At 63.5% G+C, this 13,423-nt stretch carries 13 protein-coding genes; 6 read left to right on the forward strand and 7 right to left on the reverse strand.

All coding sequences use genetic code 11. The annotated features are described in order from the left end of the window. Positions 1-371 precede the first annotated feature (371 nt). Both EK16_RS08125 and EK16_RS11550 read left to right on the forward strand, forming a co-directional pair. On the forward strand, positions 372-2,069 hold the full coding sequence (locus EK16_RS08125) for a COG4223 family protein (RefSeq protein WP_038035775.1): 1,698 nt from the start codon (positions 372-374) through the stop codon (positions 2,067-2,069). A 177-nt stretch (positions 2,070-2,246) separates the two neighbouring features. After that, positions 2,247-4,400: a heme biosynthesis HemY N-terminal domain-containing protein gene (locus tag EK16_RS11550; protein WP_051929094.1), complete on the forward strand. Its 2,154-nt coding sequence runs from the start codon at positions 2,247-2,249 to the stop codon at positions 4,398-4,400. Between the two features lie 33 nt (positions 4,401-4,433). Here the strand turns inward: EK16_RS11550 and EK16_RS08135 are convergent, their stop codons facing one another. From EK16_RS08135 to EK16_RS08145, 3 genes are all read right to left on the reverse strand, one after another. Further along, on the reverse strand, positions 4,434-5,954 hold the full coding sequence (locus EK16_RS08135; protein ID WP_038035776.1) for an AMP-binding protein: 1,521 nt from the start codon (positions 5,952-5,954) through the stop codon (positions 4,434-4,436). A 198-nt stretch (positions 5,955-6,152) separates the two neighbouring features. Next, positions 6,153-6,482 (reverse strand): chaperone modulator CbpM, encoded by a 330-nt coding sequence (locus EK16_RS08140; RefSeq protein WP_038035777.1) that lies wholly within the window; start codon positions 6,480-6,482, stop codon positions 6,153-6,155. 6 nt (positions 6,483-6,488) lie between these two features. Then, positions 6,489-7,469 (reverse strand): DnaJ C-terminal domain-containing protein, encoded by a 981-nt coding sequence (locus EK16_RS08145; RefSeq protein WP_038035778.1) that lies wholly within the window; start codon positions 7,467-7,469, stop codon positions 6,489-6,491. A gap of 236 nt (positions 7,470-7,705) precedes the next feature. Between EK16_RS08145 and EK16_RS08150 the strand changes: the two genes are divergently transcribed. Together EK16_RS08150 and EK16_RS08155 are read left to right on the forward strand one after the other, a co-directional pair. Further along, entirely contained in the window at positions 7,706-8,632 is a 927-nt protein-coding gene (locus EK16_RS08150; protein ID WP_038035780.1) for a prenyltransferase, read from the forward strand. Between the two features lie 50 nt (positions 8,633-8,682). Beyond that, positions 8,683-9,633 carry a hypothetical protein gene (locus tag EK16_RS08155; RefSeq protein ID WP_038035782.1) on the forward strand — a complete coding sequence of 317 codons (951 nt, stop codon included), beginning with the start codon at positions 8,683-8,685 and terminating at the stop codon, positions 9,631-9,633. A gap of 12 nt (positions 9,634-9,645) precedes the next feature. On the opposite strand, the gene EK16_RS08160 is transcribed toward EK16_RS08155, so the two are convergent. Together EK16_RS08160 and EK16_RS08165 are read right to left on the reverse strand one after the other, a co-directional pair. Continuing rightward, on the reverse strand, positions 9,646-10,473 hold the full coding sequence (locus EK16_RS08160; protein ID WP_038036340.1) for an ABC transporter substrate-binding protein: 828 nt from the start codon (positions 10,471-10,473) through the stop codon (positions 9,646-9,648). Positions 10,474-10,532: 59 nt separating this feature from the next. Then, a complete protein-coding gene (locus tag EK16_RS08165; protein WP_038035784.1) occupies positions 10,533-11,249 on the reverse strand; it encodes an ABC transporter permease in 717 nt (238 codons plus the stop codon). Positions 11,250-11,453: 204 nt separating this feature from the next. On the opposite strand from EK16_RS08165, the gene pncA reads away from it, so the two are divergent. Next, on the forward strand, positions 11,454-12,062 hold the full coding sequence (gene pncA / locus EK16_RS08170; RefSeq protein ID WP_038035786.1) for a bifunctional nicotinamidase/pyrazinamidase: 609 nt from the start codon (positions 11,454-11,456) through the stop codon (positions 12,060-12,062). A 25-nt stretch (positions 12,063-12,087) separates the two neighbouring features. Further along, positions 12,088-12,699: a D-alanyl-D-alanine dipeptidase gene (gene ddpX / locus EK16_RS08175; RefSeq protein ID WP_231573638.1), complete on the forward strand. Its 612-nt coding sequence runs from the start codon at positions 12,088-12,090 to the stop codon at positions 12,697-12,699. A gap of 51 nt (positions 12,700-12,750) precedes the next feature. Here ddpX and EK16_RS08180 read toward each other — a convergent pair whose 3' ends face one another. Further along, entirely contained in the window at positions 12,751-13,128 is a 378-nt protein-coding gene (locus EK16_RS08180; protein ID WP_038035787.1) for a gamma-butyrobetaine hydroxylase family protein, read from the reverse strand. Positions 13,129-13,177: 49 nt separating this feature from the next. Continuing rightward, positions 13,178-13,414 carry a Trm112 family protein gene (locus EK16_RS08185; protein WP_038035788.1) on the reverse strand — a complete coding sequence of 79 codons (237 nt, stop codon included), beginning with the start codon at positions 13,412-13,414 and terminating at the stop codon, positions 13,178-13,180. Positions 13,415-13,423: the final 9 nt, after the last annotated feature.

Genomic DNA, 13,423 nt, shown 5'->3' on the forward strand with positions numbered 1-13,423 from the left:
AAGGTGATAGCGCTCCTCCCCATACTACACGACATGTGCATCGTCATACCGGCGGAAGCCGGTATCTCAGGCCATTTATTCACGCGTTTGTGGCCCGAGACCTAAGGCTTCCGCCGGGGTGACGTGGAAGATGGCAACGTTGTGTCGTGTAATGTGTCATCTCTCATCATAAAATCCGTTCTCCCTCCCACCGGCAGTGAAATGGCCGGTCCCCGGCGCAAGCGAGTGTGCGATACAGACCTCGCTTGCGCCTTTTCTTTCCCTGCACGGGCCGGTATAGCCATTCAGGACTCGCACAACGGCCAATGTTGGCCTAAAAACGCAATCGGAACCGAATCCTCTTTGCAAGATCGATTGAGGGGGTAGCAGCGATGGCAGATGACCGGGGGGAAGACAAGCGCAGCCCCGTCCGCCCGACCGTGATCGAGGGAGAGGCCCAGGACATCACGCCCAAGGACGAAGACGGGCCAGAAAAATCCGCCGAAACCGAAAAGGCGGAAACGCTCCACGCCGCCGATGAGGACAACGCTGATCAGGCAAGGGCGGAAGCCGCCTCGGAAGAAGACAAGGCCGCTTCCGGGGCCGATGAGACGCAAGGCGGCGGAGCCGATACTGATGACGAAAGCGGCAAGGCGGCCGATGCCACGTCTGCCAGGGCTGAGGAGAATGAGGCCGCATCCGCTGCGCCTGCCCCCCGCAAGTCCCGCACCGGTCTGAAGATCCTGGGCGTTTTGCTCCTCATGGGCGCATCCGCCGGCGGCGGCATCTGGGCCTGGAACGAATATGGCCCCATGAAGAAGCTCACCGCCATGCAGGCGCAGCTTGCCGAACTTGAGACACTGAAAGACAAGCTTGCCGCCCTGGACAAGTCTGTCTCCACCGGAGCTGCCAAGACGGATGCGCTGCAAGCCCGCCTCGATGCGCTGGAAAAGGCCGTTGCCGAGCTCGACAAACGCCAGAAGGCCCTCACCAACGCGGCAGGCACTACCGGCAAGCAAGCCATCGCGGAAGTTTCGGCGCGCCTGAACAGCCTGGAAAAGCGCATTCAGGAGCTGTCCGCCGCCATTGAGAGCGGCAAGGGTGCGTCCGAAAAGGCCTTGCGCACCAGTCAGGGCAATGCGCAAAGGATCGCCGCGCTGGACAAGACCCTCAAGGATGTCCAGACCCGCCTTGCCGCACTTTCCGCCGGGCTTGATGCTCTGGCCCGCTCAGGTGGCGCTCAGGAAGGAGAGGCCGGCGGCACGCAGGCGACAGCGGCCGCCAGTGCCGTTATCGCCGTTAAGCTGGCCGGTCTGGAAAAGGCCGTGGAAGAGCTGCAAAAGCGGCTCTCCGCTGTGGAGAACAGGGTTTCAAGCCCCACCATACCCGAAGATGTGAAAAAGCGCCTGGCTGACATCAACGCGCGGCTGGATGCCTTGCAAAAGCGCCTGCAGGCCGTTGCCGACACCGCCAGCAGCGCGCAGAACACCGCCCGCAATGCCCTTGCCGCCATCGACAAGCTCAAGAAGGCTCAAGCCGGTGCCCAACCGCCCGCGGTGGGCATTGCCTTTGCGCAACTGCGGGAGAAAGTGCTCTCCGGCGCGCCCTATGCCGCGGAGCTTGAGCGCATGAAAGGCTGGCTTCCCGGCACGGCTGCTCTTGACGCGCTCAGCGCTTATGCCGACAAGGGGCTTGCGCCCGAAGCCGAGCTGATCCGGCAGCTTGCAGATCTCGCCAGGCACTTTGAAGACCAGCGCCGGCAGGCCCTTGAAGAGGCGCGCAAGCAGGGCCTGCTTGGCAATCTCAAGGCGCGGCTTGGCGAGGTGGTCAAGGTCCGCCGTGCCGACAGCACCGACTGGGCCGAGGCCCTTGCCCAGGCGCGCACTCTTGCGCAAACAGAAGGGCTCGCCGCCGCCGTGCGCGACCTTGAGGCACGCCCCGGCGAGAAGCCGAGGGAGGTGGCCGCCTGGCTGCAGGCGGCAAAGGCGCGGGTTGAAGCCGATGCTGCGCTCGACACGTTGTCGGAGCGGGTGCTGGCCATGATTGCCACGGGCGCGAAGAACACGGCAAAGGCCGGCAAAGGCCAGTAAGTTCGGCTGCTTCAGCCTGCATCCGAACGGATGAGAGGGCGGACTTTTTACCGCCTCTGAAAGGCAACGGACGGCAAAAGAAGCGCATGGGCCTTTAAGCGCATGAGGGCATTGCGCGCGAGACACTGAAAAGACCGCGAGGATGATGAGCAAGAGGCAGAACCCCGGGGGCGAGACATGCTGAGGCTGATTTTCTGGTTTGCCGTGATGGTGGCTGCGGTGGCGGGGCTCACTTGGCTTGCGGAACATCCCGGCACCATCACCATCGACTGGCTGGGCTGGCACATCGAGGACCTGCCCGTGGCGCTGGCGCTGGGCGTGCTTGCCGTTATCCTTTTGCTCCTCTGGCTCCTTGTCTGGCTCGTGCGCCTGATCTTTGCCGCCCCCGGAGCCACGCGTGACTGGTTTCGCCTGCGCCGCCGCCGCAAGGGGTTGAATGCCATTTCCCAGGGGCTGGTCGCCCTGCTCGCCGGCGATGCCGCTTCTGCCCGCAAGGCGGCGCGCACGGCCAGCCGTCTCGTGCCGGATGAGCCGGTCGCCCGTCTGCTGGAGGCCCGTGCCGCCCAGGAGCTGGGGGATGATGCCCTCGCGCGCCGTCTGCTCGAGGACATGTTGCGCGATGAAAACACCGCCGCCGCCGCCCTGCACGGGCTGTATGAACAGGCACTGGAGGAGGGCGATGCTGCCCGCGCACGCCGGCTTGCCGCCGAGGCCTGGAAGCGCTTTCCCGGCCTGCCCTGGGCCGGCTTCGGCCTGTTGCGTTTTCTGGCCCGCGATGGCGAATGGCACGCCGTTCTCACCCTGCTGGATGACATGAAAAACCGCGGTCTTCTCGACAAGGCCGCCCATGCCCGGCAAAAGGCCGCCGCGCTCACCGCCCTTGCCCTTGAACTGGAGGAACGCGAGCCCGAACGCGCGCTTGATCTCGCCCAGCGTGCCCACAAGCTCGATCCCGCCCTGGTTCCGGCTGCGGTCCTCGCCGGTGGCATGCTCGCCGCCCGTGGCAAGCTGCGCAAGGCGGCAAAGATCCTGGAACGCACCTGGAAGCTTGCGCCCCATCCGGACATTGCCGAGGTCTATGCGCACTTGCGCCCGGGCGACTCGCCCAAGGACCGCTTGAAGCGTCTGGAAAAACTGTTGCGCATCGAAGCCGGCGGCGAGGAGGGTGCTGTCGCTCTCGCCCGGGCCGCCATCGAGGCCGGCGCGTGGGAAACCGCGCGCGGTGCCCTGCGCCCGTGGCTCAACGAAAACCCTTCTGCGCGCATTTTCACGCTTCTCGCCGAGATCGAGGAAAAGGGCTATGGCGACTATGGCCGCGCCCGCGAATGGCTGGCTCGTGCCGTGCGCGCCCGGCGCGATCCCGCCTGGACCGCCGACGGCATGGTGGCGCCGGAATGGCTGCCGGTTTCGCCCATCACCGGTCAGATTGGCGTATTCGAGTGGCGCACGCCGGTGAAGGGAGATGAGCGTCTGGCCATGCCGGAGCCCGTGCCAGCGGAGCTTCTGGAACCGCCGGTGCAGAAGGCCCTGCCCGGCGAGGACGCCGAGGATACCACCAAGGCCAGGGACGAAACACTTAACCCTGAGGACAAAGAACAGACCGCCCCGCCCGTCATCGAGGTCAAGCCGGAGAAGGCCGATACCGAGGAAGGCGGCGAGGATACGGATAAGGGCGAGGAAAAGTCCGCCGATGACGGGAAAGAAGCGTCTTCTGCCGTCTCCCCGGATGAAGCGGTTGCGCAAGAAGAAATAGCGGCCGTGAAGGAAGAAAAGCGTGGTTCCGAAACGGAGGGGAAAACAGGCGATGCGGCCCCTGAAGCCGCCCCTGCAGCCGAAGATAAAGGCCCCCACACCACCGCGGACGCCGAAACCGGCAAGGCTCCCTCCGAACAGGCCGCTTATGCAGGCAAAGAGGAGGTGGCCGAAGCCCGTAACGGAAGCGAAGAGGAATCCGCTAAGGCTCCCGCTGAACCTGAATCCGCCGCCGGGCAAGAACCTGCCGCGCCGCCGCCCGGGCGTGCCCCGCTTGCGCCGCGCGCGCCCCGCCCGGCTGCCAGGGCGGAAAAGGACGAGGCCACAAAAACGGCCTCTGCTCCTGCAGACACTGAAAAGACAGACGTGACCACAGCAGAGGATCACGAACAGGCCGCCTCTTCCGCAACGCCGCCTGATGCTCCGGCGGGAGATGCCACCGAGAGCGGACAGGACGAGGCCAAGCACTTCACGCCGCCGCTGCCGGACGATCCCGGTCCGCTGCCGCCGGAGGCGGAGGAAGAGGATGAGACCCTGCCCTCTTCCCGGCCGCGCAAGCGCTGGCGCCTGTTCGGCTGACCGGAAGCGAATCAGGCCTTTGGCCCGCTGCCGTCAGGATAGGAGCATATCGCGCAGGCTGTCCTTCATCACCTTGCCCATGGCGTTGCGCGGCAGGGCATCGACGAACACGACCCGTTTCGGCACCTTGTAACCGGCCAGCCGTTCTTTCAGTGCGGCGATCAGCCCCTTTTCATCAAGCCGGCGCGAACCGTCCGGCGCGACAATGGCGCAGACCTTCTCGCCCCATTCCGCATCCGGTATGCCGACAACGGCCGCCTCCGCCACACCGGGCAGGGAATCCAGCACCGCTTCCACCTCCGCCGGATAGACATTGAGCCCGCCGGTGATGATCAGATCCTTCGCCCGCCCCACCAGATGCAGGTAACCCTGATCATCGATGCGGCCGAGATCTCCGGTGATGAACCAGCCATCCTCGCGAAAGGCTTCGTCTGTCTTTTCCGGCTGCTGCCAATAGCCGGAAAAGACATTCGGCCCTTTCACTTCCACCATGCCGGTCTCGCCCTGCGGGAGAGGCTCGCCCGTTTCCCGGTCCACAATACGCAGGGACACCGACGGCAGGGCAAAACCGACGCTGCCGGGTTTGCGCGCGCCATTGAGCGGCAGGGAGGCGATCATGCCCGTTTCCGTCATGCCATAGCGCTCCACGATGGCATGTCCCGTCGCTTCCTCAAAGGCGGCATGCAGGGCCGGCGAAAGCGGTGCCGATCCGGAGATGAACAGCCGCATGTTGGCCGCTGCCCGGCGCAGGCGATGCGCCGGTGTTTTCAGCAGCCGGGCATAGAAGGTGGGCACGCCCATGAGCACGCTGGCCCGGGGCAGGTCGGCCACGATCGCATTCGCATCGAAGCGCTCATGCCAGATCAGGCGCGCGCCGCTCAGCAACGGCACGTTGATCGCCACGAACAGCCCATGTGCGTGATGAATGGGCAGGGCATGGATGAGAACATCATTTTCTGTAAAGTCCCAGACGGAGACGAGATCCCGCGCGTTGCTCAAAAGATTGCCATGGCTGAGCACCGCTCCCTTTGGCCGCCCCGTGGTGCCGGAGGTGTAGAGCATCGCCGCCGGCGCCTGGGCATCACATGCCACCGGCTCAAAGTTCTCCGGCTGCACCATCTGCAGCATGAAGAAGCTGCCGCGCCAGTCCCCCCGAAGGGTGAGAAGCTTCGCTCCCGTCTCCTCAGCGAGATCGGTCAGGGCCTCCTTGCGTTCGGGATCGACGATGAGAATGCGGGGCTTGGCATCCCGAACGAAGTAGCGCACCTCTTCCGCCGTGTAGGCCATGTTCAGCGGCTGAAACACATAGCCGCCGGCGAGACAGGCAAGATAGAGCGCCAGCGCTTCGGGGCTTTTCCTCACCTGCACACAGATGCGATCGCCCGGCCGCGCCCCCATCCTGGCCAGCGCCCGCGCCATGCGCAGGCTCATGCGCCGAATATCGGAAAAGCTCAGCGTGCGCGCATCACCGCCCTTGCCGTCGGAAACGGTAATGAATGGCCGCGTTTCATCCACACCCTGCGCAAAAAGCGCATCAAAAAGATGGTTGCTCATGACAGACAAAAACTCCGCCTGCTTTCCATCAAGAGAAGGGCTCGTGACATCCAGGGCGCACACCTGGCGTCGTTATGCCCGACACATTCAAACCGTATATCGTTACGCCTCAATGACGAGGCGTCTTCAGCAATCTCAAACGGCCTTTGCTTGTCCGGTGTGGCCGGCAAAAGGGGACGCACAAAACGGGTTTTTCCTTCACGCTTCGCTGGGACCTTGCAGGCGGGCGAGACGGGCGCGCATGCGCTCCATTTCATCCAGCAGATCGAGGACGAGGGCGAGGGCCTGGCGCTCGATGCCGAGATCGCGCTGAAGCCGCATGGCCCGTTGCAGGCGCGGCACGGCGCTGGCGGCGAAGCGCCAGTGACGAATGCTGCCGGGTTCCAGGGGCTCGATAACGCCGAGATCGACGAATTCCATCACCTGCTCCGCCGGCAGGCCGCAGATGCGCGCCAGCTCGTGAAGCCTCAAGGCCTCGCGCTCCTCGACGATCTCGCAATCAACAACGATGATCGGTTCCTTGCGCATCGTTCTTCAGACTCCCAATCCGGCACGCGGGTTGAAGCCGGGGAAGGCCTCCTTCAGGGCCTCATAGGCCTGCTTTTGCTTTTCATCGCGCGCAGGCGGCGGCACGATCTGGATGACCACGTAAAAATCGCCCGGCGTTCTGCCCGGAATGCCCTTGCCCTTCAGGCGCAGCTTGCGCCCGCACTGGCTGCCTTCCGGGATTTTCACCTCGACAACGCCTGTGGGGGTTGGGGCCTTCACCTTTGCACCGAGGGCCGCCTCCCAGGGGGCGACGGGCAGGTCGAGATAGACATCGCGCCCTTCCACGCGGAAACGCCTGTCAGGGCGGAAGTGCACCTCGAGATAGAGATCGCCGTTGGGGCCGCCGCCAATGCCGGGGCCGCCCTGGCCTTTCAGGCGGATGTGCTGGCCTTCCTTCACCCCCTTGGGGATGCGCACGTTCAAGGTTTTCTCACGGTAGGTGATGTGGCCGTCCGCGGTCTGCTCCGGCATGCGTAAGGTTATGGTGCGTTCCGCGCCGGTGTAGGCATCCGCAAGATCGATGACGACGCGGGCATGCACATCCTCGCCCTTCATGCGGATGCCGCCTGAGCCCGTGCCGAAACCGAAGCCGGAAAAACCGCCGCCTGCCGCGCGCGACCGGCGGGCGCGGCCGAACAACTCCTCGAAGAAATCGGAAAAGCCGGAGGTGTCGGCGCCGGTGAAGCCGCCGCCGGCGAAATGGAACTCCTTCTCCCAGTCGGGCGGCGGGCGGAATTCCTGCCCGTGCTGCCAATTGGCGCCGAACTTGTCATAGGCCGCCCGTTTCTCGGGATCGGAGAGGACTTCATAGGCCTCGGAGATTTCCTTGAACTTCTCCTCAGCCCCCGGCTCCTTGTTGATGTCGGGGTGATACTTGCGCGCCAGCTTGCGATAGGCCCGCTTGATCTCATCGGCGGATGCCGAGCGCTCCACCCCGAGGATCTTGTAATAGTCCTTGAATTCCATGGAAAAGCCCTGCGGAACGCGTTGTCACGTCAACGATGGGATCGGTCAACAGATGGGCAGGGCAGGCGCCGGTGTCAACCGTGTGGATGGGAACCACCCTGAAACACCTGCATTCTTCCCTGTCTTTCCACGTTCTGCGGGCGGGCGCTTGAGCAGGATCAAGTTTCTTCGGGCCCGGAGAATGCTATGAAACGCAGCATTCGCGAACGACACGCAAGGATAACAGATAACCCACCATGCCCGATATGCGCGAATCGACATGGAAGAGCTGGCTGAAGCTTTCTCGCCCTGAGTTTCATACCGTCGGGGTCTTTCCCCTGCTGCTGGGGGCGGCGCTAGGCTATCGCGCAAGCGGCAGCCTGGAGCCGGTGGCGCTGGCGCTTGCCCTTCTGGCCACGGTGCTGATCATGCTCGTCACCTACTGGACGGGTGAGGTGTTTGATTACGACGTGGATGCCCTTTCCGCTCGGCTGGAGAAGAACCGGTTTTCGGGCGGCACCCTTGTGTTGCAGACGACCGGACTTGCCCGCGAACACGTGCTGAAGGCGGCGTGGGCTGCGGCCCTGCTGGCCCTTGCCGTGGGTGTGTGGCTGGCCTGGGGCATGGGCTATGGCTCCTCGCTGTTCGTGGCGGGCGCGGCCGGCGGCGCCATGGGCTTTTTCTACAGTACGCCGCCCTTTCGCTGGGCCTATCGCGGGCTGGGCGAAGTGTTCATCGCGCTGGCCTATGGCTGGCTGCCGGTGGCGGTGGGATATTTCATCCAGGCGCGCATGTGGGATCTGGTGCCCATCCTCGTTTATGGCGCGCCGGTGGCCATTTCCATCTTTCTCGTGATCCTCATCAATGAATTTCCCGACTATCCGGCCGATTTGCGCATGAACAAGCGCAATCTCGTCGTGCGCCTGGGGCGGGAACGGGCCGCGGCGCTCTATGCGGCGGGGGCTGTCGTGTTTGCGGCTGTGGTCGCGCTGTTTGCCCTGGCCGGAGAGCGCCCGTTTCTGTTCGCGCTTCCCACAGCCGTTCTGGCGCTGGCCAACGCCCTGGCCATGGGCAGGGGGCAATGGCGCCATCGTGAGCGGCTGGAAGCCTTGTGCGCGCGCACGCTGATCGTCAACATCGCGGGCACGCTGCTGCTCACGGCCGGGGTGCTGCTCATGCCGTGAGGGCGCAGGCCCGCTCACGGCTCTGACCACGGGCCTCGGGAACATGACCCATGCATGACATCATCATTCTTGGGCAGGGGGCGCTCGCCCTGTTTGCCGCGCGCAAGGCGCTGATGAAGGGCGAGAAGGCGCTGGTGATCGGCGAAGGTGTGCCTTTCGATCGTTTTCTGCTGCTGCATGAAAATGCACTCAGGCGGCTTGAGCGCGTCTTTGGGGCCGCGCCCGGGCATCCCCTGACCGGGGTGAAAGTGCTCAATCGCCATCTTGAGCCGCTGAAATTTCTGTCGTTTGCCGATTACGGGCTGAGGCTTCATGCCATGCGCTATTCGGCCCTGCTGGAGTGGATGCGGCCGTGGCATGAGGCGGAGACGATTACCGCACGCGTTGCCGCTCTCGACGGGGAGGGCCGCGTGCGCCTTGCGGATGGGCGCACGTTTTCGGCCCGAAAAATGGTGATCAACACGATTGCCGCCTTCAATCGCCCGCGTTTGCGCTTTCGGCATCGCAAGGTGTTTCGCATGCGCTTTCTGCAGACAGACGTGGCGCAGGATGCGGTGCTGCAGATCAACGACGCGGGCTGTTATGCCGCCATTGTCCCGTTCGGGGATGAGGCGGCCGTGGTCAGCAGCGGGGATGAAACTCCCTTGCGGGCGCTGCTTGGTGAATCAGTCATGAAGACGCCCGCGATGGAACTGCATCTTGAAACCTGGTGCGGCCTGATCATGCGGCAGGGGCGCGTTGTGCATGTGGGAGAGGCCTTTCGGCGGGTGCATCCGCACACCGGGCAGGGGCTGAACCGGGCGCTGGATACCATCGATGCGCTGCTGGAAGGGCGCGGCCTTGGGCGGGAGCGCCTTTATGACTGTCTGATGTGGGCGGGAGGGATTGCGCTTGATCTCTCCTGGGGTGTCAGCCCCTTCTTGCGCGATGCGATCTTCAGCCTGCTCGATACACGAATCGGCATGCGGCTGCTCAGCGGCACGGCCTTCTGGCATGACTGACGATCGTTGCGGTCAATTGACGGGCGCGTTGGGGAAAAACAGCTGCTGACCATGCAGCCGATAGCTGGCGATGGCCTTCTGTCCTTCCGGGCCGGTGAGCCAGTCAATGAAGGCGCGGGCGGCCTTTTCCTTCACGTGCGGATGACGCTTTGGATTGACCAGCATGACGCCATACTGATTGAACAGGGCGGGATCACCCTGCACGACGATCTTCAGATCGCCCTTGTTGCGAAAGGCGATCCATGTGGCGCGGTCAGTGAGGGTGCAGGCGTTCATGGCGGCGGCGGCGTTGAGGGTGGCGCCCATGCCGGAGCCGGTTTCGCGATACCAGGTGCCGCTGTCGCGGGTGGGGTCGATGCCGGCCTTGCGCCACAGCGCGCGCTCCTTCTTGTGGGTGCCGGAATCATCGCCGCGGGAAACAAACGGCACGCGCTTTTCGGCAATGCGGCGCAAGGCAGCGGAGGCGTCCTTCATGCCGGCGATGCCGGCAGGATCGCTTTTGGGGCAGACGATGACGAAATCGTTGTACATGACATCACGCCGGTCCACGCCCCAGCCTTCCTTGAGAAACTTCATCTCCGCATCCCTGGCATGCACAAGCAAAACATCGCCGTCGCCATTGCGGGCATTGCGCAGGGCCTGACCGGTGCCGACGGCCACGACCTTGACCGTAATTCCGGTCTTTTTCTTGAAAAGCGGCAGGAGATAGTCGAGCAGGCCGGAATTCTGCGTGGAGGTGGTGGACTGCAGGATGATGCTCTCGCCGGCCAGGCTTGCGTGTGTAACTCCAAGGGCAAGGATAAGGACCAGAATGGCAAGGCGGGCAAAAGAGCGGAACATGGTCATGATCCTCATGATTGCCGGCTGTGACATGGCTGAATGGGACGGGTTTGCTTGCATCAAGATGTGGCGTAGCCGCGGGCGGCACTGAAGGCGGAGAGAAGATTTACGGCGAGATTGACGGTCAGGGCAAGCAGGAGAAGGATGAGGCCAAGGGCGAGGGCGAGAGCGAGCTCTCCTTTCGAGGTTTCCAGCGCGATGGCCGTGGTCATCACCCGGGTGGCATGGCGGATGTTGCCGCCGACGATCATCACCGCGCCCACCTCGGCAATGGCGCGGCCAAAGCCGGCCAGCGCCGCCGTGGCCAGGGAGAGGCGGGCTTCAAAGAGCATGGTGCGCACAAGCTTCAGCCCGCGGATGTTCAGGGAGCGCATGGTCTCCTCGTATTCCTTCCACATGTCGGCGATGGTCTGACGCGTCAGGGCGATGATGATGGGCAGGACGAGGAGAGTCTGGGCGATGATCATGGCGGTAGGCGTATACAGCAGGCCAAGCACACCCAGCGGCCCGGAGCGCGACAGCAGCAGATAGACGATCAGACCCAGAACCACCGGCGGCATGCCCATGAATGCGGTGATCAGCAGGGTGATGATGCGGTTGCCGGGAAAGCGATAGAGCGCAAGCACAGCCCCGATGGGAAAGCCGATGAGGGCGGCCAGCACAACCGCAGTGAGGGAAACCCGCAGGGAAAGCAGCACGATCTCCACAAGCTCCGAATCAAGGGTGGCAACAAGATGCGCCGCCTTCACGAAGGCCTGTGCGAAGCTGTTGTCCATCGGCCTTGGTTCCCTTTCGGTTCAATCCTCGCGCCTTACATTGCCGCTTTCGGGGAATTTAAGCGCATTGCCAGAAAACCTAGCGGCTTTTGGGTCCGGGCAAAAGAGCCGCCGGGAGAAGCTCTTGCCTGCGGCCTGTCTGCACGGCACCATGACGGGGATGAGATTGCGGATCATCCGTCGCATGGAGAGGGAGAATGAGGGATGCGCGCCCTGCTCGTGATTGACGTTCAGAAGGATTTCTGCCCCGGCGGCGCTCTGCCCGTGCCGGAGGGCGATGCGGTGGTGCCGGTGATCAACCGCATCATGCCGCGGTATGACATTGTTGTGTTCACGCAGGACTGGCATCCGGCCGATCATTTATCCTTCGCCAGCCAGCATGAGGGCAAGGCGCCGTTCGAGACGGTGACGCTTGCTTATGGCGAACAGGTTCTGTGGCCGGATCATTGTGTGCAGGGCAGCGAGGGAGCTGAATTCCATCCCGATCTTGATGTGCGTCCGGCCCAGGCGATCATTCGCAAGGGCTTTCGCCGCGAAGTGGATTCCTATTCCGCCTTTTTCGAGAATGATCACGCCACGCCAACCGGTCTTGAGGGCTATTTGCGCAGCCGGGGCGTGGATGAGGTGCATCTGGCCGGGCTGGCCACGGATTTCTGCGTGGGCTTTTCGGCGCTGGATGCGGTGCGGTGCGGCTTTGTGGCCACGGTGATCGAGGATGCCTGCCGGGCCATCGATCTTGAGGGCTCGCTTCAGGCCATGCGCGAGAAATGGCAAAAAGCGGGTGTGCGCACGATCACGAGCGCGGAAATCTGAGCCTACGGGGAGGGCTGGCGCCATCATGTCCGAAGCTTCATCCATGCCGCCGCTGCCGGAGCATGTGATTGCACCGCTGGTGCAGATCGATGCGGCCGAATATGGCGTTGCGCTTGATGTGCGCTATGCGACGGCGAACAATCTCACAGGCCGGGCCTTTTACAGGCATGCGCGGGTGTATTTGCGTCCGGAAGCGGCGGATGCCTTGAAAAACGCAGCGGCGCTTGCCCATGCCCTGGGGCTGAAGCTTCTGCTTTTTGACGGCTATCGGCCCGTGGCCGGGCAAATGGCGCTCTGGCAGGCCTGCCCGGATGAGGCTTATGTCTTTCCGCCGTGGAAAGGCTCCACGCACACGCGCGGGATCGCCGTGGATCTCTCCCTCATCGATGCCGAAAGCGGGCAGCCTCTGGACATGGGCACGGATTTCGACGACATGAGCCCGCGCTCGCATCCCTCCTGCCGTGCGGTCTCACAAACCGCGCTTGCCAACCGCATGCTGCTGGCCGGGATCATGACCACGGCGGGATTTGAGGGCATTCCCACCGAATGGTGGCATTTTCAGCTGCCTAATCCCGACTCCTGGCCCTTGATCGACGAGCGCAGCCTGCCCGAACCGCTGGTGATCAGCGACGGGTGAGAGCGCGTCGTTCTTGAACACGTTGGCTGATGAGGCCCGCGGGCCGGTTTTTCAGGGTTCGCGGCTTAGGCCTTCCTTTTCCAGGCGCTGCAGGTAGTCCTGCCAGAGGACGTCCATGTTGCGGCCGGTTTCCAGGAAATAGTCCCAGGTGAACAGGCCGGTGTCATGGCCGTCGTCGAAAACGAGCTTGACCGCATACTGGCCGGTGGGCTCGATCTTGGTGATGCGCACGTTCTTCTTGCCGGGTACGGTCTTGCGCTGCGAGGGATGATGCCCTTGCACCTCGGCCGAAGGTGAGGTCACGCGCAGAAACTCGGCGGTGTATTCGAACTGCTCGCCGTTTTCGAACTTCACGATCAGCTTGCGGCCTTCATCGGTGAGGCGGATTTCCTCCGGCCAGACATCGAGATCATCAGTGTTGGCGTTCATGGCGCTTCATCCATCCCTGTTTGTCGCCTTGATCCTTTTGTGTATACGCTCAGTCCGCATCAAGCGGGCGCGCTTCCTCGATGAGCATGATAGGAATGCCGTCGCGAATGGGATAGGCCAGTTTCGCTGCCCGGGATATGAGCTCCTGGCGTTCGGCGTCGTATTCCAGAACGGTGTGTGTCTTGGGACAGACGAGAATTTCCAGCAGGCGCCGGTCCACGCTGTAGCCGGCTTCCGGCTGTTCGCTGCCGGTTTCCTGCGACGGTGATGTTTGCCGTTCGCTCATGGTTCGCTT

Source organism: Thermopetrobacter sp. TC1 (assembly GCF_000746275.1).
In the GTDB taxonomy this organism is placed as follows: Bacteria; Pseudomonadota; Alphaproteobacteria; order Rhizobiales; family Aestuariivirgaceae; genus Thermopetrobacter.

Coding starts and splice junctions, on each gene's coding strand:
- EK16_RS08125 (WP_038035775.1), top strand. CDS start 372: ATGGCAGATGACCGGGGGGAAGACAAGCGCAGCCCCGTCCGCCCGACC.
- EK16_RS11550 (WP_051929094.1), top strand. CDS start 2,247: ATGCTGAGGCTGATTTTCTGGTTTGCCGTGATGGTGGCTGCGGTGGCG.
- EK16_RS08135 (WP_038035776.1), bottom strand. CDS start 5,954: ATGAGCAACCATCTTTTTGATGCGCTTTTTGCGCAGGGTGTGGATGAA.
- EK16_RS08140 (WP_038035777.1), bottom strand. CDS start 6,482: ATGCGCAAGGAACCGATCATCGTTGTTGATTGCGAGATCGTCGAGGAG.
- EK16_RS08145 (WP_038035778.1), bottom strand. CDS start 7,469: ATGGAATTCAAGGACTATTACAAGATCCTCGGGGTGGAGCGCTCGGCA.
- EK16_RS08150 (WP_038035780.1), top strand. CDS start 7,706: ATGCCCGATATGCGCGAATCGACATGGAAGAGCTGGCTGAAGCTTTCT.
- EK16_RS08155 (WP_038035782.1), top strand. CDS start 8,683: ATGCATGACATCATCATTCTTGGGCAGGGGGCGCTCGCCCTGTTTGCC.
- EK16_RS08160 (WP_038036340.1), bottom strand. CDS start 10,473: ATGTTCCGCTCTTTTGCCCGCCTTGCCATTCTGGTCCTTATCCTTGCC.
- EK16_RS08165 (WP_038035784.1), bottom strand. CDS start 11,249: ATGGACAACAGCTTCGCACAGGCCTTCGTGAAGGCGGCGCATCTTGTT.
- pncA (WP_038035786.1), top strand. CDS start 11,454: ATGCGCGCCCTGCTCGTGATTGACGTTCAGAAGGATTTCTGCCCCGGC.
- ddpX (WP_231573638.1), top strand. CDS start 12,088: ATGTCCGAAGCTTCATCCATGCCGCCGCTGCCGGAGCATGTGATTGCA.
- EK16_RS08180 (WP_038035787.1), bottom strand. CDS start 13,128: ATGAACGCCAACACTGATGATCTCGATGTCTGGCCGGAGGAAATCCGC.
- EK16_RS08185 (WP_038035788.1), bottom strand. CDS start 13,414: ATGAGCGAACGGCAAACATCACCGTCGCAGGAAACCGGCAGCGAACAG.